Below are 24,982 nucleotides of genomic sequence, written 5' to 3' on the forward strand. Positions count from 1 at the left end.
TTAATGTGAAAAGTGAAGCCGCTTCCGGGCCGGAGAGCGACTTAAAGTAACGAATGAACATCGTCTCCGGCCCCGGATCACGCGGCCTCCACGCCGCACCAACCGGCGACGAACAGCGCAATCGCCCGCGTGGTCTTGCGCAGCGATTCGATTTCGACCCGTTCGTTGAAGCCGTGCATCGCCTCGGCATTGGCGCCGAAGCACAGGCTCGGGATACCGGCGTTGAGGCCATAGAAGCGCGTATCGGTCAGCGCCGTGAAAGCCAGTTCTTTCATCGGTCCGCCATAGACCGTCTCACAGACCGAACGCAGCACGGCTTCGGGTTCATCCGCGCCTGTCAGTTCATAGCCTTCGGACAGAAAGCCGGACCACTCCACCACCGGCGGGTTCTTGGCCAGAAACGGATGCCGCGATGCGGCTGCTTCGACACAGGCGACGATCTCGGCCTGATGGTCCGCGATCGACCAGCCGGGCAGCACGGCGATCCGGCAATCGACATCGCACCACGCCGGCACCGAGGACGCCCAGTCGCCGCCCTTGATGATGCCGGGATTGAGCGTGATTGGATGCTTCACGACCTTGAAATGCCTGTCGCTGGCGGCGCGCCTGTTCCAGTCCTCTTCCAGCGCTTCAAGCGCCTGAAGCAGATGGTACGCCGCCTTGATGGCGTTCGCGCCGATGCCCGCCTCGTAGACGTGCGCCGGCTTGCCGCGCACCTTGAGGCGAAACCAGATCACCCCGACCTGCGAGCGCACCAGCCTGCCGCCCGTCGGCTCAGGAATGAAACAGCAGTCGGCACGATAACCACGCTGCACCGTCGAGAGCGCGCCGACGCCGGTGCTCTCCTCCTCGATCACGGACTGAAAATGGATCCGCGCCGTTGGTTTGAGACCTGCCGCGCGCAGCGCATCGAGTGCGTAGAGCGCGGCGATGGTGCCGGACTTCATATCGCCCGCGCCGCGGCCATAGAGCCAGCCGTCCCTAACGGTCGGCGAGAACGGCGGCGTGTCCCACATGTCGAGCGGCCCGGCGGGCACCACATCGCAGTGCCCCTGCAGGATCAGCGAACGGCCCGCCTCGCGCGCCGGACGATATGTGCCGACCACGCTGCGCGCGCGGGAAAAGTCATGTTCGATCGGACCGAAGCCGCGCAGGTCCTTCAGGTCATCGACGCTGATGTGCCAGTCGTCGACCTCGTAGCCGCGTGCACGCAACAGGTCATGCATCATGTCCTGACACGGACCTTCCGCACCGCGTGTCGAAGGAATGGCGGAGAACTGTTTCGTCGTCTCGATCTGCCGGTCGAAGGCATCGTCCACCGCATCGAGAATGCGGCGCTGGACCTCGTTCGAGGTTGTCTTGGCGTCCATCGTTTCGTCCCTTCGTGCCCGCGTCTGCCGCGCGGATTATGGCACGAGTGTAACCAACTTTAGGGGACGGCTGGACGGGACGCGATGACCTTTGAGGTAAGCATCCCAGAGGCTCCGGCTGCCGGTTGAACCTCGCCCGGCGAAACAACGACTAATGATTTCTCCGTAGCTGCCGCTACAGATGGGGGACGAACGGGGCGAACCGCTCCAGCCATCCTGCTCAAGACAAGCGTGACAGAATGCTCCTGATGTCCGACCGATTTAAGTACGCCGCCCTCGCCTTGCTGCTGCTGGCGATACTGCTCGCATGCTACAAGGTACGACACGCGATCTCTGCAAACGGCCGGTCGCTTGCCTGGACTCAAGTTCCTCTGATCGCGTTCGTGACGGTTTCCATCGGCCCGAGCGCAGTCGCCATACTTCTCTATCTCGGCTACAAATCCGGTCTGTTGCAGGCCGGACAAGCCGGATACCGATTTTCATCATTCATTTTTCAGCTCCCCCTTGATTTCGCGGTCATGAACTGGGGATTTGTTGCGTTGTATGTGACTTGCCGGTTGGCGCCGAACTTTCGGTCGGCCCGATCCGCGATGTGGCTTTCTGCAGCCGTGATGTCTTTACTCAACATGCCGCTGTTCTTTCTGGCTCCCGATATGGTTTCCAACGTCTTCGATGCGGGTCAAGGCATCGGTATCGTTCAGGCCGTGCTCAGCATGCCGCTCTGGTTCGGTTCATATCCCAGCTTTCTTAATCCCGACTCTGCGCTTGGTCTTCTGGTCTTCGCGCCGCTCGCACCCATACCGCTCGCGGGTTTGGTCTGCTGGATTGCCGTACAACTCATCGGAGGGCCAGCCAGTTCTCCAAAAGCAACCAGTGCACGGCCGTAACGCACCGCTCCAAAAGTCTGCGGCCAGTCATTCTGCAAAGAGTCCGCATGTCCTCAATCATTCGGCCGCCACGCCTGTTGCGGCGGCCGAAGGATGACCTGCAAGGATCAATACCCGACCGTGAACCGCTGCCTTGAATGCGCGGGCTTCTCGACTTCATCCGCGAGCGCGATTGCATAGTCCGCGAACGAGATGCTGCTGCCCTTCTCCGTGGTCAGAAGCTGATCCTTGCCGAGGCGGAACGTGCCGGTACGAGGACCGTCGAAAAACAGTGCTGACGGCGAGAGAAACGTCCAGTCGAGGTCTTTCTCCTGACGCAGCAGCGCGAGGAAATCGCCGCCCTTGAGCGCCTCCGCCTTGTAGGCAGCCGGAAACTCCGGAGTCGTCACCAGCGCGACGCCGGGCGCGACCTCGAGGCTGCCGGCACCGCCGACCACCAGATAGCGCTTCGCGCCCGAGGCCTTCGCCGCGTCGATCAGCATCTGCGGGTCGCTTGCCGTGAAGTGCACGGCGCTGATGACCACGTCGTGCCCTTTAAGCAGCGCGGCGAGCCCATCCCTGTCGAAGACGTTGCCCTTCTTCGGCGTGACGTTCGCCTGCGCCTGCACCTTCTCGGGATTGCGGACGATGGCCGTGACCTCATGGCCGCGGCTGGTGAGTTCCTTGAGAATGGGCGTGCCGGCCTGGCCGGTCGCGCCGATCAAAGCGATTTTCATGATTTGCGTCCCTTGTGCGATCTGGTATCCAATGGATACCAACTAACGAATGGACATCAGATGCCCGCTCGCGACGCCGCTGTGAAGAAGGCACCTTTCCGAGACATGGTCCCCTTCGAGAAACCACCCGCCAAACCTGCGCGTGGAAACAAGGCTCCGCGCGGAAACTGGCCGGCGAATCCCTACGCGCAGGATTGCCCGACCCGGCTGGTGCTCGACCGTATCGCCGACAAGTGGACCGTATTGTTGCTGATCCTGCTGTCGCGCAGGCCGTGGCGCTTCAACGAACTGCGCCGCGAGATCGGTGGCCTCACGCAGAAGATGGCGTCGCAGACTCTGAAGGGAATGGAACGTGACGGTCTCGTGAAGCGCAAGGTGACGCCGACCGTTCCGGTGACAGTGGAGTATTCGATCACGCCGCTGGGGCGCACATTGAGCGACACCGTTGACGGTTTGCGCATCTGGGCGGAGCAGCACATGGGCGATGTCGCAAAGGCCCAGTCACAATATGACCGAACCAAGGCGCAAACTGTGTAGATTCGGTCACACACGCCGAGTTTGTGCGGATGTTCTTTGTGCGTTCGCAAGAGTTGATGAGGTGTTTAGAGCTTGCGCGATAGGATGGCGCATCATCGGCGATAATCGATGACTTAATCGCCGGCGATGAAAATGAGCTCCCAAAATACAAGGAGAGCAATCATGCCAGCCTATGCACAGCATCACCGCAACCAGCAGATATTTCATGCGGCCATGACCGTGTGTCCAAGCTGCCAGAGCCTTCCCATGGAAATCAGGGAGGTGCATCCTCACTGGGACCTGGCGAGGGTCGACTTCATCTATGAATGCCCGGCGTGCTGCACTGAAGTCCGGGACACTGTCGCGAAGCACTAAACGCCGCTGTAAGTCCGCGGGGGCATCCGCGCCTACCAGAATCACGGCCGCCCGACTACGATGAGGCATGACCTTCGTCTACCTCCTCATCGCGATCATTCTTGAGGTGATCGGAACCTCCGCGCTGCAGGCGTCGGAGCAATTCACCAAGCCCAAGCCGCTGATCCTGACAGCGATCGGCTACGCGGCCTCGTTCTATTTCCTGTCGCTGGTCCTGCGGACCATGCCGGTCGGGATCGCCTATGCGATCTGGTCCGGCCTTGGCATCGTGCTCATCACACTCGTTGGTCTTGTCTGGTTCGGCCAGAAGCTCGACATGCCCGCCGTGATCGGCCTCGCGCTGATCATCGCAGGCGTCGGCACCATCAATCTGTTTTCATCGACCGTTTCGCATTGACACATTGGAGAGACCACATGGACAATCGCAATATCCTCTACGCCGTCGTCGGAGCTCTCGTCATCGCGGTCGCTGTGCTCGGCTACAAGGTCTATCAGGACAACAGGAAGCCGCAGGGCCTGCAGATCAACGTCGGCCCCGACGGGCTGAAGATTCAGAACAAGTGAGACGCGAATGACCGCGACATCCTTCCCGCGCGCGCTGTTGCTTGCAGCGATTGCCTCGGTGGCGCTGATCGGCGCTGCGCGCGCCGACATCGTCGGGCGCGAATCCGACATCACCGAACTCCGGCTCGGCCAGAAGATCTATGTCGACGACGGCTCGTGCCCCGCGGGGCAGATCAAGGAAGTCAGCGGCATGCGACTGACCGCAGCGGGCGTAGAGCGCTCCAAGAAATGCGTCGATCGCAAGGGCAAGCGCTAAATCGTCCTGCCGCCATCCACCGGCAGCACCACGCCGGTAATAAATCCGGCATCGTCAGATGCGAGATAGACGCACGCCTTGGCAATATCGTCAGGCTGCGACATGCGGCCGAGCGGAATCGTCGCGATGAATTTCGCGCGGTTCTCCGGGGTGTCCGGCACGCCCATGAAAGTTTCGAGCAGCGCGGTCTCGCCCATCACCGGCGCGACGCAGTTGACGCGAATCTTGTCCGGCGCCAGCTCCACCGCCATCGCGCTCGACAGCAGGTTCACCGCGCCCTTCGAGCCGTTATACCAGGTCAGGCCCGGACGCGGCCGGATGCCACCGGTCGAGCCGATATTGATGATGCAGCCGCCGCCCTGCTTGCGCATTAGCGGCACCGTCGCGTTGGTCATGTGAAAGATCGATTTGACGTTGACGGCGAATACGCGGTCGAATTCGTCTTCCGTCACATCCATGATCGGCTTGTTGCGGAACGACCAGCCCGCGTTGTTCACCACGATGTCGAGCCGTCCGAATGTCTCGACGGCGGTCGCGACGGCCCTGTCGATGTCGTCCCGCTTCGACACATCGCCTGCCAACGAGACAGCCCCGCCGGTATTCGCGGCAACGCGCGCCGCGCCCTCACCGTTCAGATCGACGATGACGACCTTCGCGCCTTCATCGACAAAATGACGCGCAATGGCCGCGCCAAAACCCGATGCGCCACCTGTGACCAGTGCAACCTTGTCTTTAAGACGCATGGTGTCCGCCCTTTTGATTTTCGTTGTCGCTGCATCGAGCGTCGATCAACCGAAAGGCAAAGGCAAGCTGCGTCGCAAAACGTGGCTACCCCGAAATGAAGTCACCACATTTCTGGATGGTGTCGTTGCTGCCCCACGGCATGATCGGCACGGAAGACGTCGAGTTCTTCGGCGAACCGTCGATCAGCTTGTCGGAATAGACCATGTAGACCAGTACGTTCCGCTTGGGGTCGCAGCCGCGCACGATCTGCATCTTCTTGAAGAACAGCGAGCGGCGCTGGCGGAACATGTCCTCGCCCTGCGGCGCCTTGGACTTGAAGCGGATCGGCCCGATCTGGCGGCAGGCCAGCGAGATGTCGGACACCTGCTCGGCGAGGCCCAGCCAGCCCTTGTAGCCGCCCTTCTCAGGCACGGTGAAATGGCAGGCCACGCCGTCAACCACCGGGTCATCGACGCCGTACGTTGCAAGTTTGTCATCCGGGCTCAGTAGCTTGAATACGGTCGAGCGCCGGAAGATCAGATCCGGCTCGTCGGCCGCGGCCAGTGGCGTTATGGCCAGCCACGCAAAGGCGGCGGCCAACAGCGCGGCGGCTGTTAGTCGGGTCGGTCGGAAGGGCATCGGGAGGCTCCAAGAAAAGGGTCTTCAGAACGGCTGGACGGCTGTCCCGCCCGGACCCCTCATGTGGGGTGGGGCGGGCTTCGTTGGAAGGCACGGAATTGTGACCGGGGACAATCCGCCGTTAAGCGCTTTTGAAGGCTCAAAGGCTAGCTTTTCGGCACCGTGAATCACGCAGAATGCGGTATCGAGGCCGGACGGCGATGAACATTCAGCCAGTTGGCGACACTAATACTGGAATCAATTGAGGAATTTCGCGTGTACGGGAATAGGCTACCAGCTTCAGGCGACCAGCGGAAAACGCTCGGCATAACCTCCCCTTTTCCTGGCAATGACATCAGTTCCAGGCCGCTCCGGTCCATAGGGCTGCGAACAGCATGGCTCGCCACGGCGCTCACCGCCGGATTTGTGCTGCCTGCCGATGCCCAGGTCTACTGGCCGATGGACCCCGGCGCCACTTACTACCCGGAACCGCAGCATCACCTGGAGCCGCGCCGTCCGCGCGTTGCCCGCGCCAAACCGAAATTGCCCGATGCCCCGAAGGACACCGCAAAGCCGGTCGGCCCGATCGTGGTTGCGATCTCGATCGATCGGCAGACCTTGAAGCTCTACGACCAGAACGGCCTGTTCGCGGAATCGCCAGTCTCGACCGGCATGCGCGGCCATTCGACTCCGATGGGCGTGTTCAGCGTCATCCAGAAGAACAAGTATCACCGCTCGAACATCTACAGCGGCGCGCCGATGCCTTACATGCAGCGCATCACGTGGTCAGGCGTGGCGATGCATGCAGGCGTTCTGCCCGGCTATCCGGCCTCGCACGGCTGCATCCGCATGCCGATGAATTTCGCGATGCGGATGTGGGGCTGGACCCGCATGGGCGCACGCGTCATCATCACGCCCGGTGAAGTCTCACCGGCTGATTTTTCCCATCCGCTGCTGATCGCTCGCAAGCCGGGCACAAAACCCGTCGCTGCCGCGGCGGTGCCGGAGAAGCACGCCGAGACGACGCCGAAATCAGACCGGTCGTCCATTGTCGACGCGGCGTCCCACGACAAGCCGCAACTGCGGCTGACATCGATTTCCGAAGACGCGCCCGTTCGCACGGCTGACGCCAGCGGCGCACTCCCGCAAAAGAGCAACGCCGACAGCGTCGTTGCGCAGGCGTGGGATGCCAGCCGCGGCGGCGGTTCCTGGGATGCAGGCCGTGGCGGCGTTACGCCGGAGCCCGAAGCGGCCAAGGACGGGCCTAAGGAGAATGCCAATCCTCCGTCGCCGAACGCACCGAAAGACGGCGCAGCGGCCAAGGACGATGCCGCGAAAACCGACGGCAACGCCGGTGCTTCCGACGACAAGGCAGCCGGCGACAAGTCTCCCGATGCAACGCCTGCCGACAAAAAATCCGAGGCCCCGAAGACCGACAAGGATCAGACTCGCATGACTGATACCGGCGCGGCACCGGCGCCGGTTGCGGTTGCGTCCGAAGGCTCTGCCGAGTTCATCGGGCCGGTCAAGCCGCGCACCGGGCATGTCGCCGTCTTCGTCAGCGCCAAGGAAAACAAGATTTACGTGCGGCAGAATTTCGAACCGTGGTTCGAAACGCCGGTGACGATCGCCGCCTCGAACCGCCCGCTCGGCACGCACGTCTTCACGGTTCGCGCCGACAAGGACGACGCCGAGGCGCTGCGCTGGTCGGTGGTCTCGCTGCCATCCCCCGCACGTGTCGCGGAAGAGGCTCCGCGGCGCAGGCGCGGTGAGCCGGTTGCGGCCATCGCAGCCCCCGCTCCGCCGTCATCGCCAACCGAGGCGCTCGACCGCCTGACCATCCCCGAAGAGACCATGACCCGGATCGCCTCCGCGCTGGCGCCTGGCGGATCGATCACCGTGTCGGATCGCGGCCTTGGCGACGAGACAGGACGCGGCACGGATTTCATCGTCCAGTTGCGGTAGCTGGCGATCCCGATCTGGCCGGTTGGCTTTCGGCCGGGCGTTAAGCTAGAACGCGCCGATCATGACAGCCTCGCCCGATAGTCAGACCTCCGCCTCGCCATCCCCCAGCGATCCGCGCAGCGACGCGCTCGCACGGCTGACACCATTCGGCTGGAACGGCGGACTGGCCTTCATCCTGGCGCTCCTCGCCGCATCGTTTTTCCTCGCCGGCTATTTCGTCATCTACTGGCGCAACGCCGACATGGATTTCATGATCGTCTACAACGCGCTGGTTATGAACGACGGCAAGCCGCAGGCGTTCTTCGATCATCCGTCATACTTCACCATCCTGTCGGTGAAGTGGTGGTTTCAGGCGATGCATTCGCTGGGACTGCTCGACGCATGGAAACTGTCGTCGATCCCATCGGCCCTGAACGTCCCCGCCTTCGATGCCGCGATGACGCAAGCCGTTCGCGCCGGCCGCATCGTGGCATGGCTGACCGCAACCATCTTCGTCATCGGCTTCGCGGCACTCGCCCGCTGCATCTTCCGCGACTGGCGGATCGCACTGCTCGCGACGTTCGCGTTTGCATTCTCCGGCGGCATTGCGGTTCACATGCGGATTCTTCGCAGCGAACTGATCGCGGCGTGCCTTTTCACACTGGCATTGATGCTGCTGATCGCCGTCAGCCGCCGCGCCGGCAACTGGCGCCCGCTCGCGCTCGCCGGTGCCGCCGCGCTGTGCGTGCTCGGGATGGAGAACAAGGTCCAGATCATCCTGCTGATCGCAGCGCTGCCCGTCATCATGCTTCCCTTTGGCAGCGCGGACAGCGCCAGCGCGCCGTTCTGGCGCGGTTCGTCGGCATGGCTCGCAGTTCTGCTCTCGGCCATTGCCGCTGGCGTGATGCTTGCCCTTGCATGGCCGCTGATCGCTGCGGGGCTGGAGCCTGAATCGATCGACATCGCCCAGCTTCACGCTCTGATCGCCGGCAGGTTCGGCATCTATCAGATCGCCCTGCTCGGCTGGATCGTCGCCGGCATGATCGCATTCGCTGCGCTTTGGCGCGTCAGCGCTGCCGAGACGCTGGCATCGGTGTTCGCGGTGGCCACCGGTGCATCGCTCGGACTGCTCGCTCTCTATCTGGAGTACGACCCGCAGAACGCCGTTGCGGTGATCAATCCGATCGAGAAGATGCTGGTGTTCGCGGATGCGCCGGCCACATCGGCCACCGAAGGCGGAAAGATCTGGGCTGCGATCGCCCTTCTGTTCGACGGGGTCAAATCCGTGGTTCAGCGCTACACATTCGTGCTGTTCACGTCGCCGCGTCCCACCGTGTTCCTCACCTGGCTCGTTTTCCCCGGCATCGTCTATGCGTGGCTCAGGGGCGAGCGGCAGACCGCAATTCAGGCGGCTGTTCTGCTGCTCTCCGCCATCGGCATCGATGCACTCGGCGTACGGCGCAATCTCAAGGCGGAATACTTCATCCTGACCGACCCGCTCATCATCCTCGCCGGCGCATTGCTGCTGGAGAAATTGAGGGATCTGCGGTTCAGCAAATGGGCCTATCCGATCGGCGTGGCACTGATTGTCGCTCACGTCGCCGTCAGCCAGGCCGAGCCGGTCAAACACGTCCTGAAGCGCAGCGGTCCCGAATACATCTGCGAATGGAACGAGTATTACGAACCGCTGCTGCCGATGCCATGGTGCGACAAGCCGCCGAAGCGTCCGTGAGGATCGTCACGGGTTGTTGAAACTGCGGGCGGCGGCAATCCGTTATCTTGAGTGAATGAACCTCAGGGAGCGCATCATGATCGACCGCCGACGTGTGATAACAGCCATCGCAGCGGGCGCAGCGCTCCCGCTCACGGCGCGATCAGTGTTCGCACAGGCGGCCATGAGCCGCATGACCGCCTACGGCTTTTCCTTCCAGGGCCTGAAGGGCGGCGACATCCGCCTTGCCGACTTCGCCGGCAAACCGGTGCTGGTGGTGAACACCGCCTCGCTCTGCGGTTACACGCCGCAATATGCCGGCTTGCAGGAATTGTGGACGCAGTTTCGCGAGCGCGGCCTGATGATCATCGGCGTGCCGTCCAACGACTTCGGCGCGCAGGAGCCGGGCGGCGCCAGCGACATCGCGCACACCGCCGAGAAAACCTATCATGTCAGCTTCCCGATCACGGTCAAAACGAGCGTGAAAGGGCCGAACGCCCATCCCTTCTACAAATGGGCGGCGGCCGAGCGGCCTGCGGATCTTCCGGGCTGGAATTTCCACAAATACCTCGTTGGTCGCGACGGCCATATCGCCGAGGCATTTTCCTCGCGCGTCGAGCCCACCGATACGCGCGTCGTCACCGCCGTGGCCCGCGCGCTGACCGCCTGACGGAACCCGCGCCCGCCTCGATTAACCCTGCCTACGCTCCTGTTGAAAATCGGTTGGCGCGTTTGCCGATGCAGGATTAGGCTGATGACCGGGGACTACGGCGGCGTCCGGCGGACCGGACGCGGGGATTTTGCGTTCAGGGGTACTAACATGCGTATCAAGGCAACATTTTTCGCCGCCAGCGCCATCTCGGTCTGCGCATTCACCAGTGTCTGGTCGCAGGCCCTTATCCCGCAGCGCACCACCCCACCTCCTGCTCCGGCGGCCGCTCCGGCTCCCGCACCAGCCCCTGCGGCAACGGCCGCACCGGCACCTACTCCGGCTGCCGCAAAAGCCAACTGTGCCAACCCGAATGCGATCGGCGTCTCGCGCGTGGTGCAGATCGACACCACCGGCGGACCCGGCTTCGGCTTCGAGCATTTCAAGCAGCTCGACTTTTTGCGCGATAAGGAAGTAGTGCTGACGTTCGATGACGGACCATGGCCGGTCAACACGCCGTCGGTCCTCAAGACGCTCGCCGACGAATGCACCAAGGCGATCTTCTTCCCGATCGGCAAGCACGCGACCTACTATCCCGAAATTCTCAAGCACGTCGCGGCCGAGGGCCACACCATCGGTGCGCACACCTGGTCGCATGCCAATCTCAACAACAAGAAGCTGACCGAGGCGCAGCAGAAGGAAGAGATCGAGAAAGGCTTCAGCGCCGTCAAATGGGCGCTTGGCGCCGCACCGTCGCCGCTGTTCCGTTTCCCCGCGCTTCAGCATCCGCCCGCGATGGTGACCTATCTCGGCGAGCGCAACATCTCGATCTGGTCATGCGATCTCGACTCGTTCGACTTCAAGGCCAGCACGGCACAGAAGATCGTCGACACCGTCATGACGAAGCTCGACAAGTTCGGCAAAGGCATCGTGCTGATGCACGATTTCCAGAAGCACACCGCAGAAGCCCTGCCTGAACTGATGAAGCGGCTGAAGGCGGGCGGCTACAAGGTGGTTCAGGTCAAGGCCAAGGCCCCGATGCAGACCATCGCGCAATACGACGAGGAAGTCGTCAAGGGACTGAAGCTGCCGACGGTAAGTTCGCGCCCGCTTAACAGCGTGGTGCAGACCATTTCCGAGTAACGGAAAACGCCCACTTGCGGTTGTCCGGGAAATGGCTAAACCGCACGCATGCGCATTGAAGGCTATGTGATCGTTTCCGCCGACGGCATGCTCGCCGATGTGCACGGCGTCATGCCTGCTTCGCTGAAGTTCGACGCCGATCAGAAGTTCTTTGACACTGCGCTGGACGCGGCCGACCTGATCGTTCACGGCAAATACTCTTTCGAGGACCAGCCGCATTCGCCGCAGCGTACGCGCATCATCCTGACGCGCAGCGTCGCCGCCCTCGCCCCCGATCCATCAAATCCCAAAGCAACCTTGTGGAATCCCGCAGGGGCGTCCTTCGAGGAAGCCTGCCGTCATGCCGGCGTCACCAGCGGAACAGCGGCGATCATCGGCGGTCCCGGTGTGTTCGAGATGTTCATGGATCGCTACGACACATTCTGGCTGTCGCAGGCGCACCGTTTGAAAATTCCGGGCGGCACCGGCGGCTTCCCCGGCGTGCCAGCGCGCTCACCGCAGGATATTCTCGCCGCTCATGGTCTCAAGCCAGCAGAGACCCGCGTTCTCGACGCCGCGCAAGGCGTCGATGTGACGGCGTGGCGGCGAAGCTAGACGCCGGTGTAGCGGCCGCTGTCTTCCATGGCCACCGGACGCGGATAGCCCGCGATCACCAGGAGGCCGCCGATCAGCGACAGGTTCTTCAGCGCGTGGATCATGTTGTTGATGCGATCCGCGCCGGTCATGTCCCAGAAATTGTGGAAATAGAACGTCGTCACCGCGACGAACAGCACCAGCAGCCACGCGAAGGTCCGCGTGCCGAAGTTCAGTGCGATGAACAGTCCGCCGACAACTTCCAGCGCGCCCGCCAGGATCGCCAGCATCTGCGCGGTCGGCATCCCTGTGATGCCCTCAAGCTGGGACGTGTACTGTGTCAGCATCGCCGGAAGGACGACCTTCTCGGTGATCGCCTGGGTTGTCGAGGCGATATCGAACAGCTTGGAGGCGCCGGAAAACACAAACAGAACGACGAACAGAACACGTCCGACAGTAACGATGGCTGGCATTTGGCGGCCCCGCAAAAATCCCTGAACAGACTATACAGGAGTTCCCGTCAGCCGAACAGCGTTGGCTGCTGCCGCCCCGCCCGCTCCTGCGCCTCGACCGCCGCGACCGCCGTCATGTTGAGAATCCCGCGCGCCGTCACCGACGGCGTCAGGATATGCGCCGGACGCGTCGGTCCGATCAGAATCGGCCCGACCGGAAGTGCGTCGGCGAGGATCTTGATCATCTGGTAGGCGATGTTGGCCGCATCGAGGTTCGGCATGATCAGGATGTTGGCCGACCCTTCGAGCCGCGAATGCGGCAGCACGAGCTGGCGCGACAGCGCGGTCAGCGCGGAATCGCCCTGCATTTCGCCGTCGGCTTCGATTTCGGGGTGATCGTTCACAAGGATCTCGGTGGCGCGCCGCATTTTCTGCGCGGACGCGGAATCGTAGCTGCCGAAATCCGAATGCGACAGGAACGCGACCTTCGGCTTGATGCCGAAGCGTTGCACATGCACGGCGGCAAGCGCTGCCATTTCCGCCAGTTCTTCCGCCGTCGGATTGGGGCGGATCTGGGTATCGGCGATGAAATACGAGCCCTTGCTGGTGATGACCAGCGCCAGTGCCGAATAGTCCGCGAGTCCCGGCGTCACGCCGATGATTTCGCGGATGCGCCGCAGATGGCTCATGTAACGGCCATCGACACCGCACAGCATGGCGTCGGCCTCGCCCCGCGCGACAGCCAACGCCGCGATCACGGTGGCATTGGTGCGCACCAGCGTCCGCGCCGCTTCCGGCGTGATGCCGTGCCGTCCGGCCAGATCGATGTAGCTCTGGACATAGGAACGGTAGCGCGGATCGTCCTCGGGATTGATCAGGTCGAAATCGCTGCCGGGATTGATCGAGAGGCCAAACCGCTTGATGCGCGCGGCGACCACGGACGGGCGGCCGACCAGGATCGGACGCGCCAGCTTTTCCTCGAGCACCACCTGCACCGCGCGCAGCACGCGCTCGTCCTCGCCCTCGGCGTAGATCACGCGCACCGGCTGCGTCTTGGCCTTCGCGAACACCGGTTTCATGACCAGACCGGAGCGGAATGCGAAACGGTCGAGCTGGCTGGTATAGGCGTCAAAGTCGGTAATGGGCCGCGTCGCCACGCCGGACTCCATGGCGGCCTTCGCCACCGCCGGCGCGACGCGCAGGATCAGCCGGGGATCGAACGGCGACGGGATCAGCGAGCCGGGACCGAAGCCCTGCGTCTCACCGCCGTCGAAACGCACCACCACATCGGACGGGGGATCGCGCGCGAGTTGCGCCAGTGCGTCCACCGCGGCAACCTTCATCGCCTCGTTGATCGCCGTGGCGCCGACATCGAGCGCGCCGCGGAAGATAAAGGGGAAGCACAGGACGTTGTTGACCTGGTTCGGGAAGTCCGAGCGCCCGGTGCAGATCATCGCATCGGGCCGCGCCTTGCGCGCCTCATCCGGCATGATCTCGGGATTCGGATTGGCGAGCGCCATCACCAGAGGCTGGTCGGCCATGGCCTTGACCATCTCGGGCTTGAGTACGCCGCCGGCTGACACGCCGAGGAAAATGTCCGCGCCGCCGATCACGTCGCCCAGCGTACGCTTGTCGGTCTTCTGCGCGTAGACGGCCTTCCACTTGTCCATCAGCGTATTGCGGCCTTCATAGACAAGACCGTCGATATCGCAGACCCAGATGTTCTTGCGCTGCGCGCCAAGCGACACCAGCAGATTGAGACAGGCGATCGCAGCGGCGCCCGCGCCCGACGCCACAATCTTGCAGTCTTCCAGCTTCTTGCCGTTGATCAGCAGCGCATTGCGAACCGCCGCGCAGACGATGATGGCCGTGCCGTGCTGGTCGTCGTGGAAAACCGGAATCTTCATCCGCGCCTTGAGCTGCTCCTCGATCTCGAAGCACTCCGGCCCCTTGATGTCTTCGAGGTTGATGCCGCCGAAGGTCGGCTCCAGCGCGGCCACCGTCTCCACCACGCGCGCGATGGTGTCGGCGGCGATCTCGATGTCGAACACATCGATGCCGGCAAACTTCTTGAACAGGACGGCCTTGCCCTCCATCACCGGCTTGGATGCCAGCGGACCGATGTTGCCGAGGCCGAGCACGGCGGTGCCGTTGCTGACGACGGCGACAAGATTGGAGCGGGTTGTGAGTGTCGCCGCCTCATGGGGATCGGCGGCAATGGCTTCGCACGCCGCAGCCACGCCCGGCGAATAGGCCAGCGCGAGGTCGCGCTGGTTGGCCAGCGGCTTGGTCGCCTGAATCTCGAGTTTGCCGGGCTTCGGAAGTCGATGATACGCCAACGCCGCGAGGCGAAGTTCTTCAGACAACGTCGACGCCATACCCGCTCCCGATATTCTCTTTGCCCCGGCTTGCGCCGGTGCTGTTTAGTCCCGTCCTGCGACGGTTATGCGATTCAGTACTCGTGTCCCGAATCCGAAGTTCGCATCATTTTAGCAGCGCGTTTCATAGCGAACTTCAGATTCAAAGGGACACTAGAAATTATCATTCCAGTGCGGTTTCGGCTCGCAAGTCCGCAAAAGAGCGTGACGCAGAATGATGCGGACTTGCGAACCACCGCACTAGGGCAGATTGAGCCTGATATGCAGTTCGCGCAACTGCTTGAGCGAGACCTCCGATGGCGCGCCCATGAGCAGATCTTCGGCACGCTGGTTCATCGGGAACAGCGAGATTTCGCGCAGGTTGTTCGTACCGCAAAGCAACATGACAATGCGATCGACACCGGCGGCCATGCCGCCGTGCGGCGGTGCGCCATACTGGAACGCGCGATACATGCCGCCGAAACGCTCGATGACCGTTTCCTCGCCATAGCCCGCGATCTCGAACGCCTTCACCATCGCCTGCGGGCGATGGTTGCGGATGCCGCCCGACGCAATCTCGTAACCGTTGCAGGCGATGTCGTACTGGAATGCCTTGATCGTGAGCGGGTCCTGCGTCTCCAGCGCTTCGAGGCCGCCCTGCGGCATCGAGAACGGGTTGTGCGAGAAGTCGACCTTCTTGTCTTCCTCGTTGTACTCGTACATCGGGAAGTCGACGATCCATGCGAGCTCGAACCGGTCCTTGTCGATCAGGTTCAACTCTTCGCCGAGCTTCGTGCGTGCGAGGCCCGCGAACTTCCAGAACTTCTGCGGATCGCCGGCAACGAAGAACGCGGCGTCGCCTTCCTTGAGGCCGAGCTGCTCGCGGATCGCGGCGGTGCGCTCGGGTCCGATGTTGTTGGCGAGCGGGCCCGCGCCCTCGCCGCCTTCGCGCCACATGATGTAGCCGAGGCCGGGCTGTCCTTCGCCCTGCGCCCACGAATTCATGCGGTCGCAGAAGGCACGCGAACCGCCGCCCGGACCGGGGATCGCCCAGACCTGATTGGTCGCGTCTTCCAGCATGCGCGCGAACACCTTGAAGCCCGAACCGCGGAAGTGTTCGGACACATCCTGCATCACCAGAGGATTGCGCAGGTCCGGCTTGTCGGTGCCGTACTTGCGCAGGCTTTCAGCGAACGGAATGCGCGGCCACTTCCTGGTGACCGGCTTGCCGTTGGCGAACTCCTCGAACACGCCAGTGATCACCGGCTCCATCGCCGCGAACACGTCGTCCTGCGTGACGAAGCTCATCTCCAAATCGAGCTGATAGAATTCGCCGGGCAGACGGTCGGCGCGCGGGTCTTCGTCGCGAAAGCACGGCGCGATCTGGAAGTAGCGGTCGAAGCCCGACATCATCAGCAGTTGCTTGTACTGCTGCGGCGCCTGCGGCAGTGCGTAGAACTTGCCTGGATGAATACGCGACGGCACCAGGAAGTCGCGCGCGCCTTCCGGCGACGACGCAGTGAGGATCGGCGTCTGGAATTCGAAGAAGCCGGCCTTCTTCATCCGAGCACGCATCGAGTCGACGATGGCGCCGCGGGTCATGATGTTCTGGTGCAGCTTCTCGCGGCGAAGGTCGAGGAAGCGGTACTTCAGCCGGATTTCCTCGGGGTATTCCTGATCGCCGAACACAGGCATCGGCAGTTCACCTGCCTCGCCCAGCACTTCGATATCGGCGATAAACACTTCGACCGTGCCAGTCGGCAGATCAGGATTGTCGGTGCCTTCGGGACGGCGGCGAACCTTGCCGTCGATCTTCACCACCCACTCGGCGCGCAGCTTTTCGGCCAGAGAGAATGCCTTCGAATCCGGATCGATCACGCATTGCGTCATTCCGTAGTGGTCGCGCAGGTCGATGAACAGCAGTCCACCATGATCGCGGATGCGGTGACACCAGCCGGACAGCCGGACCTCCTGGCCAATGTCGGAATCGCGGAGGGCGCCGCAGGTGTGGGAACGATAACGGTGCATGGAAATCCTGGAAAACGGCGTCAGAGGGCAGAATCAAGGGATACGGGCGCTGGTGCGCGCGCGCAGGGTTTACCCGAGCGAAGGGAACGCGGCAACCGGATGGTGCCGGTTACCCTCCCATATGGCGGGAAAAAGCTTAATAAAAACAATGCCCCCGACAGCGGTCTTGAAGACCGGGCATGACGTCTTGCTAGGCCTCGCGCCTGTCCTGCTGGATCACGATGGTCGGCACGCCAAAGGTCCCGGTCCGGACCGTGAAAACCTGCGTGCCCGGCTTGCGGCCTTCGCGCAGTTCGGAGACCTCAAGACCCGCCTTCTCAAGCCGGCTCCGCGTCGCCGCAACGTCGGCGACACGCCATGAGACGCCGTAAATCTTGTCGGGGCCGTCGCTCCGGCCGTCCTTGAGGCGATGGATGACCTCGAACACCAGACCGCCAGTCCTGAAAAATAGAAAGCGCGTTCCTAGCGCCTCGATGGTCCGGTCGAGTTTCATATCAAGCCCGAGCCGAGCGCCGTAGAGCGCCGCGGTCCGCTCGGGATCCGGCGTCGCGATCACGAGATGATCGAGCGCATCGACCGGAGCTGGCGCGATCTCGGGCGAGCGCGCGAGTCGTTCGCCCCGCTGAAGAAAGAACAGCCGGATGCCATGGGTGGACTCCGCCGACGCGCGGGTGCGCTTCCATGTCAGCGTGCGGCCCGAGGCTATGTTCGTGCTCGCGCCATCGCTGATAGCTTCAGGCCCAAGGCCAAGACGCGTCAGGCGATGATGCGCTTTTTCGATATCGCCAACTTCAAAGGCCAGACTGGCGAGCCCCTCGCCCTGCTTCTCGAGCGCGGCACGGACTCGATCGGCAGCCTCGCCCTCGCCCGCAGGCGCCATCAACTCAAGTGAGGTGTTGTTGAGCACAAAGATCGCCGTGGCTGCGCCGTCGCTTTGCGCGCGCCACACCGGCGCGCAGCCGAGCAGCGTCTGATAACCGGCAACACCGGCTTCGATGTCGCGAACCAGAACGACGGCGTGATCAAGTCCAGTAATCATGATGGTGACAAAGCTCGCATGGGAAGCCGCACCTAATCATGTCATCGCGGGCAATGCAGCCCCCTTGCCGCCGTGCATGCCACCTCTGAATTTCACATTGCGGAATGTTGCTAGCGATCCTGACGGCATCGCCACTCGCGCTTGCCTTTCTTTTTGATGCGCTCGTCTGGCCGGCAGGTTTCGGAGAGATCGATATCGTGAAATGTCCGGGCCTTTACGTCGAGGTTGATCGTTGCGTTGAGATTGACGTGAGGCCGGATCGGGATGTGGGTCCCGGCGTTGACATTGAGGTTATTCGCCAGAGCCACGACCGGAACCAGTGCGATCACGAGACCTGCGGCTGAAGCCTTGATACGAAATCTCCCCGCCATGGCGAAACTCCCTGAAAATAGTGCATTGCGGCAATGCTCATTGGTCGCGCGGCAAATGCGGCGGGTTCAGATCGGGGACGGAGATGTCCCCGCCATGCTGTATAGCGTGCCCTGACAGCCGATTTTCGCATGGAAAAATCTGCTCAAGGCGTTCATAACCCCCGCATGGAAATCATTACCACCACCGACGAACTCACCGCCGTCTGCAATCGCCTCGCCAAACACCGCGTCATCACAGTCGATACCGAGTTTTTGCGCGAAACCACCTATTATCCCCTGCTCTGTGTCGTTCAGTTGGCCAGCGCGGACGAAGCCGCCGTGGTCGATGCGCTCGCCGAGGGAATCGACCTCAAGCCGTTCTTCGACCTGATGGCCAACGAGAATGTGCTGAAGGTGTTCCACGCTGCGCGGCAGGACATCGAAATCATCTTTCACCGCGCCGGCATCATTCCGCATCCGGTTTTCGATACGCAGGTCGCCGCCATGGTTCTCGGCTATGGCGACAGCATCGCCTACGACCAGCTTGTCGAGCGCATCACCGGTCATCGTCCCGATAAAACCCATCGCTTTACCGACTGGTCGAACCGTCCGCTGACACAGGACCAGATCACCTATGCGGTCGCCGACGTCACGCATCTGCGCGATGTGTTCGCGGCGCTCGACGCCGACCTCAAGAAACGCGGCCGCAGCGAATGGGTCAGCGAGGAGATGGAAATTCTCACCTCGCCTAAAACTTATGACTTCCATCCGGAGCGCGCATGGGAGCGGCTCAAGACGCGCGTCCGCAAGCCGAAAGAACTCGCGGTGCTGATGGAAGTCGCGGCATGGCGCGAGCAGGAAGCACAGAGCCGCGACGTGCCGCGCTCGCGTGTGCTGAAGGACGACGCCATCGGCGACATCGCCACCCATGCGCCCACCACACTTGAGCGGCTGGCCGGTCTGCGGTCGCTGCCGAAGGGCTTCGACAAATCGAAATGGGGCCAGGACATTCTGGCCGCGGTGAGGCGCGGAATTGCGCGCGACCTGACTAAGTTGCCGAAGCTCGACAAGCCGCGCGGCAATGCCAATGGCGGCGCGACCGTCGAATTGCTGAAAGTTCTCTTGCGCATGACCTCGGAACAGCACGCGGTCGCCAGCAAGGTGATCGCGACCGTGGACGACCTCGAACAGATCGCGGCCGACGACAACGCCGATGTCGGCGCACTGCACGGCTGGCGCCGCGAGCTGTTCGGCGAAGCTGCGCTTGCTTTGAAGAAAGGCCGCCTCGCGCTGGCCATCGACAAGGGCCGCGTGGTGCGGGTCGATCGCGAATAACATTTCGCCTCAGGCAATCCAGACCGGCCACACGCCCCTGTGATGATACAGGGGCGTTTTCGTATTTGCCTGCCGGTCTGCCGGTGTCACAATCACCCCCTTACATTGTCAATAATGTCGTCTGTTTTACCGTCCTTCCATGGACGATCTTGTCCTCCGTCAACACCAGCACGGAGTGAGACCCATGAAGCGCTACGTTATCGAACGTGAATTGCCCGGCGTCGCCAACCTGAGCCCCGCACAGCTCAAGGAAACCGCCGCGACCTCCAACGACGCGCTCGCCAAGCTGGCGGGAAAGGCACAATGGCTCCAGTCATTCGTCGTGGATGACAAGACATTCTGCATCTACCTCGCCGAAAACGAAGCCGCCGTTCAAGCGCACGCACGATTGAGCGGCATTCCAGCAACCAAGGTGTCAGAGGTGCGCGGCGTCATCGACCCGACGACGGCATCCTGAAAAGCGCGGCGCCGCCGCGCGAAGTTTGTCGGCGGCGTCGGTACCCATCACGGAGTTTCGTCATGACAGGAGAATTGATTGTCCTGATCGCACTGTGTCGCACGATAGCGACCTATATCAGCGCGCTCATGGGAAAATAACACGCACAGTCAGCAAGCAGGTTTCACCATTTGGTTCAGGCGTCCCAAGGACACAGGTGGAAAGCATGGCCAGGCAAGCAAATTCAGTGGTGCCCTCCAAGAGCAGTGTCACCGAGCATGCGAAGCGCGTGCTCGATGTCACGGTTGTCCTTCTGGAGGACGGCTACGCGTCGACGGCGATCGGCCCGATCGAGGTGTTTCATTCGGCGGGCCTGCTGTGGGAATGGCTGCACGGCACGGCGCCTGACAATCCGCCGTTCCGGGTCCGGATCGCGTCGCTCGACGGCAACAGCGTGACCAGCCTTTGCTCGTTGGGATTGACCCCGAACTGTTCGATCCATGAGATCGAACACACCGACATCATCATTCTTCCCGCGTCAGGTTGGGACGTGATGGACCGGATTGCGAAGAACAGCGCTCTCCTGCCCTGGCTGCGCGAACGTTACGCGAAAGGCGCCTACATCGCAGGTGTCTGCACCGGCGTTGCCTTCCTTGCCGAATGCGGATTGCTCGACGGCCGCGAGGCGACCACCCACTGGGGCGTGGCGGACATCATGCGCGAGCGCTATCCCAAGGTGATCTGGCGGCCGGACCGCTTCGTGACCGAAGACGGACGGCTGTTCTGCAGCGGCGGGGTTTATGCATCGCTGGATATCAGCCTTTATCTGGTGGAGAAATTCTGCGGTCACGAGATTGCCCTGCGCTGCGCGAAAGCGTTACTGCTGAGCATGCCGCGCAGCCGCCAATCCGGATACTCGGTGGTGCCGCTGTCCCATCCCCATTCCGATGACAAGATCAGGGACGCGGAAGAATATCTGCAGGCCCATCTGGAGAAACCGATATCGATCGATATGCTCGCCGACCGCGCCGGAATGGGTCAGCGCAACTTCATCCGGCGCTTCAAGGCGGCGACCGGGCGCGTGCCCGGCGAATATGTGCAGATGCTGCGTGTGGCGGCGGCGAAGGAAATGCTGGAGCAAGGCGCGTCCTCCATTCAGGCCGTCTCGATCAAGATCGGCTATGAGGACGTCGCCTTCTTCAGGAGCCTGTTCAAGCGGCATACCGGCCTGACGCCTGCGAACTATCGCGCCCGCTTTGCCAACATGACATTCGATCGCGGCGAACTCGTCTCCGGATAACGCTTCAGCACGTTTTTCGACAAAGCGCTTCAGCGCGTCTTTCTAAACGTCAGATTGATGCGTTGAGAACCAAGCAGCGGATGCTCGCCCTCCGCCAGCGGCATCACGCCGTGATAGGCCAGCCGCGCCGGCCCGCCCCATGCGACGACATCGCCATGGATCAGCCGGTAGCGCACGGTCTTGTCGGAGCGGTTCAGGCCGCCGAACAGGAATGTCGCGGGCAATCCGAGCGACACCGAGACGATCGGCGCATTGAAATCCAGTTCGTCCTTGTCCTGATGGAGCGATAACTTGGCGCCGGGCTCATAGCGATTGATGAGACAGGCGTCGGGGCGAAAATCGGCGAAGCCTGCTTTGGCGGCGGCGCGTGCCGCCAGATCCGCAAACACAGCCGGCATCTGCGGCCATGGATGACCGCCGACAGGATCGATGGGATCATAGCGATAGCCAGTGCGATCGCTGACCCAGCCGACCCTTCCGCAGTTGGTCATGGCCACCGACATCCGGTGGCCGCCGGGCGTGAAGAGATGACGGAACGGCGCACGTGCGATGATCGCATTCACCGCGTCGATTAACGCCCCTTCAAGCGGCCTCGCAAACCCGGCAAGCAGCATCGCGCCGGGCGCGAGTTGCACATCGCGCTGGTCCACAATGTCGCCGTCGAACAGATCTCGCATCTCGGGGCCTAGAGTAAATGACGCGATTCACGCGTCCCTCACCGACCTCATCCGATTCAAGGCGATGCTTCCACCCGATTCCCGGAAATTGCTGTCCATAAAAACAAACCGGGCGGAAGCTTGCGCTTCCACCCGGCGTCATTTGAACCCGAGGAACCTTAGGCCGCAGCCTTCTTCGAGGTCGGAACTTCCGAGATCGTCTTCAGGATCTGCGAAGCGATCTGGTAGGGGTCGCCCTGCGAGTTCGGGCGGCGGTCTTCCAGATAGCCCTTGTAGTCATTGTTGATGAAGGAGTGCGGGACGCGGATCGAAGCGCCGCGGTCCGCCACGCCGTAGGAGAACTTGTTCCAAGGCGCGGTCTCGTGCTTGCCGGTCAGACGCTTGTCGTTGTCCGGGCCGTAGACGGCGATGTGATCCATCAAGTTCTTGTCGAACTGCTTCATCAAAGCTTCGAAGTAGTCCTTGCCGCCGACCGTGCGCATGTACTCGGTCGAGAAGTTGGCGTGCATGCCCGAGCCGTTCCAGTCGGTATCGCCGAGCGGCTTGCAGTGGAATTCGATGTCGATGCCGTACTTCTCGGTGAGACGCAGAAGCAGGTAACGCGCGATCCACATTTCATCAGCGGCCTTCTTGGAGCCCTTGCCGAAAATCTGGAATTCCCACTGGCCCTTCGCCACTTCGGCATTGATGCCTTCGTGGTTGATGCCGGCGGCGAGACACAGGTTGAGGTGCTCTTCAACGATCTCGCGGGCGACCGAGCCGACGTTGCTGTAGCCCACGCCGGTGTAGTACGGACCCTGCGGTGCAGGATAACCAGCCTCAGGGAAGCCGAGCGGACGCCCGTCCTTGTAGAAGAAGTATTCCTGCTCGAAGCCGAACCATGCGCCGGCATCATCGAGAATGGTCGCGCGCTTGTTCGAGGAGTGCGGGGTCTTGCCATCGGGCATCATGACTTCGCACATCACGAGCGCACCGTTGATGCGTGCTGCGTCCGGATAGACAGCGACAGGCTTCAGAACGCAATCCGAGCTGTGGCCTTCGGCCTGCTGGGTCGAGCTTCCGTCGAAGCCCCAGAGCGGGAGCTGTTCGAGGGTCGGAAACGCATCGAATTCCTTGATCTGGGTTTTTCCGCGAAGGTTCGGGGTCGGCGTATAGCCATCGAGCCAGATGTACTCGAGCTTGTACTTTGTCATTTCGGTCTCTCTTGAGTGAAAGATTGCGGCGCTAAATTCCCGGCCGGTTTAGCCGCCGAGGGGACCCGGCCGCAAACGGCTGACGCCTTAACAAGCATTTAACGTGCCAACCAGCCCCCTTATGGACCGTGGTCCCGAGCCGATCGACCGGTCCTCCTGGCCAGCCACTTTGCCCGCCGCAGCCAAGTGATTCGCAGATCCGCTCCTCCTAGTGCGTGTTTTTACGCCACTTTTTTCGCCTGCCTCGTTTGGTGGCGGCGGCATTCAAGACGCTTCGTGGCGGAAACCCTTCAAGTGCGAGAGCGTTAAGATTTCAGGCGCATGCTGAGTGAAGGCGCAGAATCGAAGATGCGCAAATTGTATGCATTTGCCTGCTTTTTATAGGGCAAACCGCGCAAAAGACGTGCGTTCCTCTTACATTAGTTCTCCACGCGATAACCGCGCAACAAGAGGAGACTGGAATGACACCTAATTCGACCCAGCCGACGGCCAAGATCTACCAATTCCCTGTTGGTGGCCGTGCGGCGCTCAGCAGCCGTAGCGAGCCTGCCAAGCCGACACTGGACTACGCCGTCTCCGGCAGCGGCTGGTACCACGAAGCCGCTATTGAAGACGCCAAACGGGGCAGCGAACACTGATGCCTCGCGCCGCCATGACGCCCGGGTGGCCTGACCGCCCGGTGACCAGCGACGTCAAATAAAGGGTCGAAGCATAGCGCTTCGGCCCTTTTCCTTTGGGCGTGTGCCCTGCCCGTTACGCACCGAAGATCGACCAGCCCATCCGCTTGCTGAGAGTTTCAAGCGCATCACGGCCCAGCCGGGAGTTGCCGTTGGCATCGAGACCCGGTGACCAGACCGCGATGGAGGCCTTGCCCGGCGCAATGGCCAGGATGCCGCCGCCGACGCCGCTCTTGCCGGGCAAACCCACCCGATAGGCAAACTCTCCCGAGCCATCGTAATGCCCGCATGTCAGCATCACCGCGTTGATGCGCCGCGCCCGCTCCGGCGGAACGACCAGAAATCCGGTCGACGGATTGCGACCCGAGTGCGCGAGAAACCGCCCCGCCATCGCAAGCTGGCGGCACGACATGGCGATGGCGCATTGATGGAAATAGACGCCGAGCGTCAGCTCAACAGGATTTTCGATAACCCCGAACGACTTCATGTAATTGCCGAGCGCGATGTTGCGAAAACCGGTGCGCTGCTCGGACGCCGCGACAGACTCGTCGATCTTGATCGAGGAGTCGCCTGAGAGGAACTGCATGAATCTCAGGATTTCGCCCAGCGTTTCGCGGGGCTGATGCCCGGACAGGATGGCATCGGTCACAGCGATCGCGCCGGCATTAATGAAAGGATTGCGCGGGATACCGCGTTCCCGCTCAAGCTGAACGATGGAGTTGAACGGGCTGCCCGACGGCTCGCGCCCCACCCGCTGCCACAGCTTGTCGCCGATCATGCCCAATGCGAGCGTGAAGGTGAACACCTTGGAGATGCTTTGAATCGAAAACGACGTGTCGGCGTCACCGCCCGCCGCGATATGTCCGCTGGAATCGACCACGACGAGACCGAACGAGTTGACATCAACGCCAGCCAGCTCGGGAATATAGGTCGCGACGTCTCCGCGATCCTTTCTTTCGATCATCTCGTCGGCGATTTCCTTGACGACGCGATCCAGGGTGGCATTGCTCATTTCGGCTTCGGCTTTTCATTGTGGACACACGGTCTTATCGAACGTGGTCATATGCGACAACCGTGCCAACGCGACAGGCGC

At 62.1% G+C, this 24,982-nt stretch carries 27 protein-coding genes; 15 read left to right on the forward strand and 12 right to left on the reverse strand.

Translation table 11 applies throughout. The annotated features are described in order from the left end of the window. Positions 1–77 precede the first annotated feature (77 nt). Entirely contained in the window at positions 78–1,370 is a 1,293-nt protein-coding gene (locus tag ACP7AL_RS21900; protein WP_425994248.1) for an ArgE/DapE family deacylase, read from the reverse strand. Between the two features lie 248 nt (positions 1,371–1,618). On the opposite strand from ACP7AL_RS21900, the gene ACP7AL_RS21905 reads away from it, so the two are divergent. After that, complete coding sequence (locus ACP7AL_RS21905; protein ID WP_425994250.1) at positions 1,619–2,257, forward strand: hypothetical protein; 639 nt, start codon at positions 1,619–1,621, stop codon at positions 2,255–2,257. A gap of 107 nt (positions 2,258–2,364) precedes the next feature. Here ACP7AL_RS21905 and ACP7AL_RS21910 read toward each other — a convergent pair whose 3' ends face one another. Further along, entirely contained in the window at positions 2,365–2,973 is a 609-nt protein-coding gene (locus ACP7AL_RS21910; protein WP_425994252.1) for an NAD(P)-dependent oxidoreductase, read from the reverse strand. 207 nt (positions 2,974–3,180) lie between these two features. On the opposite strand from ACP7AL_RS21910, the gene ACP7AL_RS21915 reads away from it, so the two are divergent. The 5 genes from ACP7AL_RS21915 to ACP7AL_RS21935 all read left to right on the forward strand — a co-directional run bounded on the left by ACP7AL_RS21915 (position 3,181) and on the right by ACP7AL_RS21935 (position 4,684). Beyond that, complete coding sequence (locus ACP7AL_RS21915) at positions 3,181–3,510, forward strand: winged helix-turn-helix transcriptional regulator (RefSeq protein ID WP_244434446.1); 330 nt, start codon at positions 3,181–3,183, stop codon at positions 3,508–3,510. A 162-nt stretch (positions 3,511–3,672) separates the two neighbouring features. After that, positions 3,673–3,864: a hypothetical protein gene (locus tag ACP7AL_RS21920; RefSeq protein ID WP_006020331.1), complete on the forward strand. Its 192-nt coding sequence runs from the start codon at positions 3,673–3,675 to the stop codon at positions 3,862–3,864. Between the two features lie 67 nt (positions 3,865–3,931). Next, positions 3,932–4,261: a DMT family transporter gene (locus ACP7AL_RS21925; RefSeq protein ID WP_425994255.1), complete on the forward strand. Its 330-nt coding sequence runs from the start codon at positions 3,932–3,934 to the stop codon at positions 4,259–4,261. Positions 4,262–4,278: 17 nt separating this feature from the next. Next, the gene (locus ACP7AL_RS21930) at positions 4,279–4,428 is read left to right on the forward strand and encodes a hypothetical protein (RefSeq protein ID WP_425994257.1); all 150 of its coding nucleotides are present in this window, start codon (positions 4,279–4,281) and stop codon (positions 4,426–4,428) included. 7 nt (positions 4,429–4,435) lie between these two features. Next, positions 4,436–4,684, forward strand: coding sequence for a DUF6719 family protein (locus tag ACP7AL_RS21935; RefSeq protein WP_425994259.1), 249 nt, complete (start codon positions 4,436–4,438; stop codon positions 4,682–4,684). On the opposite strand, the gene ACP7AL_RS21940 is transcribed toward ACP7AL_RS21935, so the two are convergent. Further along, positions 4,681–5,427: an SDR family oxidoreductase gene (locus ACP7AL_RS21940; protein ID WP_425994261.1), complete on the reverse strand. Its 747-nt coding sequence runs from the start codon at positions 5,425–5,427 to the stop codon at positions 4,681–4,683. The genes ACP7AL_RS21935 and ACP7AL_RS21940 overlap by 4 nt on opposite strands. Before the next feature lie 85 nt (positions 5,428–5,512). Next, complete coding sequence (locus tag ACP7AL_RS21945; protein WP_006020326.1) at positions 5,513–6,046, reverse strand: CreA family protein; 534 nt, start codon at positions 6,044–6,046, stop codon at positions 5,513–5,515. A 255-nt stretch (positions 6,047–6,301) separates the two neighbouring features. Here ACP7AL_RS21945 and ACP7AL_RS21950 point away from each other — a divergent pair, with 255 nt between their 5' ends. The 5 genes from ACP7AL_RS21950 (at position 6,302) to ACP7AL_RS21970 (ending at position 12,066) form a co-directional block, all read left to right on the forward strand. Further along, positions 6,302–7,990, forward strand: a complete 1,689-nt coding sequence (locus tag ACP7AL_RS21950) for a L,D-transpeptidase (RefSeq protein ID WP_425994263.1) — start codon at positions 6,302–6,304, stop codon at positions 7,988–7,990. Between the two features lie 61 nt (positions 7,991–8,051). Continuing rightward, positions 8,052–9,701 (forward strand): hypothetical protein, encoded by a 1,650-nt coding sequence (locus tag ACP7AL_RS21955; RefSeq protein WP_425994265.1) that lies wholly within the window; start codon positions 8,052–8,054, stop codon positions 9,699–9,701. A gap of 76 nt (positions 9,702–9,777) precedes the next feature. Next, positions 9,778–10,350 (forward strand): glutathione peroxidase, encoded by a 573-nt coding sequence (locus ACP7AL_RS21960; protein WP_425994267.1) that lies wholly within the window; start codon positions 9,778–9,780, stop codon positions 10,348–10,350. 150 nt (positions 10,351–10,500) lie between these two features. Next, a complete protein-coding gene (locus tag ACP7AL_RS21965) occupies positions 10,501–11,472 on the forward strand; it encodes a polysaccharide deacetylase family protein (protein WP_425994269.1) in 972 nt (323 codons plus the stop codon). Positions 11,473–11,520: 48 nt separating this feature from the next. Continuing rightward, positions 11,521–12,066, forward strand: coding sequence for a hypothetical protein (locus tag ACP7AL_RS21970; protein WP_006020321.1), 546 nt, complete (start codon positions 11,521–11,523; stop codon positions 12,064–12,066). Here the strand turns inward: ACP7AL_RS21970 and ACP7AL_RS21975 are convergent. The 5 genes from ACP7AL_RS21975 to ACP7AL_RS21995 all read right to left on the reverse strand — a co-directional run bounded on the left by ACP7AL_RS21975 (position 12,063) and on the right by ACP7AL_RS21995 (position 18,292). Beyond that, entirely contained in the window at positions 12,063–12,518 is a 456-nt protein-coding gene (locus ACP7AL_RS21975) for a DoxX family protein (protein ID WP_425994271.1), read from the reverse strand. The two genes, ACP7AL_RS21970 and ACP7AL_RS21975, sit on opposite strands and share 4 nt — an antisense overlap. Before the next feature lie 47 nt (positions 12,519–12,565). Then, positions 12,566–14,875 carry an NADP-dependent malic enzyme gene (locus tag ACP7AL_RS21980; RefSeq protein WP_024919097.1) on the reverse strand — a complete coding sequence of 770 codons (2,310 nt, stop codon included), beginning with the start codon at positions 14,873–14,875 and terminating at the stop codon, positions 12,566–12,568. Positions 14,876–15,115: 240 nt separating this feature from the next. Further along, positions 15,116–16,882, reverse strand: a complete 1,767-nt coding sequence (gene aspS / locus ACP7AL_RS21985; protein ID WP_425994274.1) for an aspartate--tRNA ligase — start codon at positions 16,880–16,882, stop codon at positions 15,116–15,118. A gap of 190 nt (positions 16,883–17,072) precedes the next feature. Continuing rightward, complete coding sequence (locus tag ACP7AL_RS21990) at positions 17,073–17,921, reverse strand: VOC family protein (protein ID WP_425994276.1); 849 nt, start codon at positions 17,919–17,921, stop codon at positions 17,073–17,075. Positions 17,922–18,031: 110 nt separating this feature from the next. After that, positions 18,032–18,292: a hypothetical protein gene (locus ACP7AL_RS21995; protein WP_425994277.1), complete on the reverse strand. Its 261-nt coding sequence runs from the start codon at positions 18,290–18,292 to the stop codon at positions 18,032–18,034. A 165-nt stretch (positions 18,293–18,457) separates the two neighbouring features. Between ACP7AL_RS21995 and rnd the strand changes: the two genes are divergently transcribed. The 3 genes from rnd to ACP7AL_RS22010 all read left to right on the forward strand — a co-directional run bounded on the left by rnd (position 18,458) and on the right by ACP7AL_RS22010 (position 21,342). Next, the gene (gene rnd, locus ACP7AL_RS22000; protein WP_425994279.1) at positions 18,458–19,606 is read left to right on the forward strand and encodes a ribonuclease D; all 1,149 of its coding nucleotides are present in this window, start codon (positions 18,458–18,460) and stop codon (positions 19,604–19,606) included. A 184-nt stretch (positions 19,607–19,790) separates the two neighbouring features. Next, positions 19,791–20,063 (forward strand): DUF4242 domain-containing protein, encoded by a 273-nt coding sequence (locus ACP7AL_RS22005; RefSeq protein WP_006020314.1) that lies wholly within the window; start codon positions 19,791–19,793, stop codon positions 20,061–20,063. A 205-nt stretch (positions 20,064–20,268) separates the two neighbouring features. Continuing rightward, a complete protein-coding gene (locus tag ACP7AL_RS22010; protein ID WP_425994282.1) occupies positions 20,269–21,342 on the forward strand; it encodes a GlxA family transcriptional regulator in 1,074 nt (357 codons plus the stop codon). Positions 21,343–21,371: 29 nt separating this feature from the next. Here the strand turns inward: ACP7AL_RS22010 and alkB are convergent, their stop codons facing one another. After that, positions 21,372–22,019, reverse strand: coding sequence for a DNA oxidative demethylase AlkB (alkB, locus tag ACP7AL_RS22015; RefSeq protein WP_425994285.1), 648 nt, complete (start codon positions 22,017–22,019; stop codon positions 21,372–21,374). A 158-nt stretch (positions 22,020–22,177) separates the two neighbouring features. Further along, positions 22,178–23,212 carry a glutamine synthetase beta-grasp domain-containing protein gene (locus ACP7AL_RS22020; protein WP_006020311.1) on the reverse strand — a complete coding sequence of 345 codons (1,035 nt, stop codon included), beginning with the start codon at positions 23,210–23,212 and terminating at the stop codon, positions 22,178–22,180. A 461-nt stretch (positions 23,213–23,673) separates the two neighbouring features. On the opposite strand from ACP7AL_RS22020, the gene ACP7AL_RS22025 reads away from it, so the two are divergent. Further along, entirely contained in the window at positions 23,674–23,850 is a 177-nt protein-coding gene (locus ACP7AL_RS22025; RefSeq protein ID WP_081758758.1) for a DUF2735 domain-containing protein, read from the forward strand. 115 nt (positions 23,851–23,965) lie between these two features. On the opposite strand, the gene ACP7AL_RS22030 is transcribed toward ACP7AL_RS22025, so the two are convergent. Further along, positions 23,966–24,901 carry a glutaminase gene (locus tag ACP7AL_RS22030; protein WP_024922072.1) on the reverse strand — a complete coding sequence of 312 codons (936 nt, stop codon included), beginning with the start codon at positions 24,899–24,901 and terminating at the stop codon, positions 23,966–23,968. Between the last annotated feature and the right edge of the window lie 81 nt (positions 24,902–24,982).

Origin of the sequence: Afipia sp. DC4300-2b1 (genome assembly GCF_049895725.1) — a bacterium.
In the GTDB taxonomy this organism is placed as follows: Bacteria; Pseudomonadota; Alphaproteobacteria; order Rhizobiales; family Xanthobacteraceae; genus Afipia; species Afipia broomeae.

Coding starts and splice junctions, on each gene's coding strand:
- ACP7AL_RS21945 (WP_006020326.1), bottom strand. CDS start 6,046: ATGCCCTTCCGACCGACCCGACTAACAGCCGCCGCGCTGTTGGCCGCC.
- ACP7AL_RS21910 (WP_425994252.1), bottom strand. CDS start 2,973: ATGAAAATCGCTTTGATCGGCGCGACCGGCCAGGCCGGCACGCCCATT.
- aspS (WP_425994274.1), bottom strand. CDS start 16,882: ATGCACCGTTATCGTTCCCACACCTGCGGCGCCCTCCGCGATTCCGAC.
- ACP7AL_RS21990 (WP_425994276.1), bottom strand. CDS start 17,921: ATGATTACTGGACTTGATCACGCCGTCGTTCTGGTTCGCGACATCGAA.
- ACP7AL_RS21955 (WP_425994265.1), top strand. CDS start 8,052: ATGACAGCCTCGCCCGATAGTCAGACCTCCGCCTCGCCATCCCCCAGC.
- ACP7AL_RS21995 (WP_425994277.1), bottom strand. CDS start 18,292: ATGGCGGGGAGATTTCGTATCAAGGCTTCAGCCGCAGGTCTCGTGATC.
- ACP7AL_RS21975 (WP_425994271.1), bottom strand. CDS start 12,518: ATGCCAGCCATCGTTACTGTCGGACGTGTTCTGTTCGTCGTTCTGTTT.
- ACP7AL_RS21935 (WP_425994259.1), top strand. CDS start 4,436: ATGACCGCGACATCCTTCCCGCGCGCGCTGTTGCTTGCAGCGATTGCC.
- rnd (WP_425994279.1), top strand. CDS start 18,458: ATGGAAATCATTACCACCACCGACGAACTCACCGCCGTCTGCAATCGC.
- ACP7AL_RS21900 (WP_425994248.1), bottom strand. CDS start 1,370: ATGGACGCCAAGACAACCTCGAACGAGGTCCAGCGCCGCATTCTCGAT.
- ACP7AL_RS21920 (WP_006020331.1), top strand. CDS start 3,673: ATGCCAGCCTATGCACAGCATCACCGCAACCAGCAGATATTTCATGCG.
- ACP7AL_RS21905 (WP_425994250.1), top strand. CDS start 1,619: ATGTCCGACCGATTTAAGTACGCCGCCCTCGCCTTGCTGCTGCTGGCG.
- ACP7AL_RS22030 (WP_024922072.1), bottom strand. CDS start 24,901: ATGAGCAATGCCACCCTGGATCGCGTCGTCAAGGAAATCGCCGACGAG.
- ACP7AL_RS22025 (WP_081758758.1), top strand. CDS start 23,674: ATGACACCTAATTCGACCCAGCCGACGGCCAAGATCTACCAATTCCCT.
- alkB (WP_425994285.1), bottom strand. CDS start 22,019: ATGCGAGATCTGTTCGACGGCGACATTGTGGACCAGCGCGATGTGCAA.
- ACP7AL_RS21960 (WP_425994267.1), top strand. CDS start 9,778: ATGATCGACCGCCGACGTGTGATAACAGCCATCGCAGCGGGCGCAGCG.
- ACP7AL_RS21940 (WP_425994261.1), bottom strand. CDS start 5,427: ATGCGTCTTAAAGACAAGGTTGCACTGGTCACAGGTGGCGCATCGGGT.
- ACP7AL_RS22020 (WP_006020311.1), bottom strand. CDS start 23,212: ATGACAAAGTACAAGCTCGAGTACATCTGGCTCGATGGCTATACGCCG.
- ACP7AL_RS22005 (WP_006020314.1), top strand. CDS start 19,791: ATGAAGCGCTACGTTATCGAACGTGAATTGCCCGGCGTCGCCAACCTG.
- ACP7AL_RS22010 (WP_425994282.1), top strand. CDS start 20,269: ATGGCCAGGCAAGCAAATTCAGTGGTGCCCTCCAAGAGCAGTGTCACC.
- ACP7AL_RS21965 (WP_425994269.1), top strand. CDS start 10,501: ATGCGTATCAAGGCAACATTTTTCGCCGCCAGCGCCATCTCGGTCTGC.
- ACP7AL_RS21980 (WP_024919097.1), bottom strand. CDS start 14,875: ATGGCGTCGACGTTGTCTGAAGAACTTCGCCTCGCGGCGTTGGCGTAT.
- ACP7AL_RS21925 (WP_425994255.1), top strand. CDS start 3,932: ATGACCTTCGTCTACCTCCTCATCGCGATCATTCTTGAGGTGATCGGA.
- ACP7AL_RS21970 (WP_006020321.1), top strand. CDS start 11,521: ATGCGCATTGAAGGCTATGTGATCGTTTCCGCCGACGGCATGCTCGCC.
- ACP7AL_RS21930 (WP_425994257.1), top strand. CDS start 4,279: ATGGACAATCGCAATATCCTCTACGCCGTCGTCGGAGCTCTCGTCATC.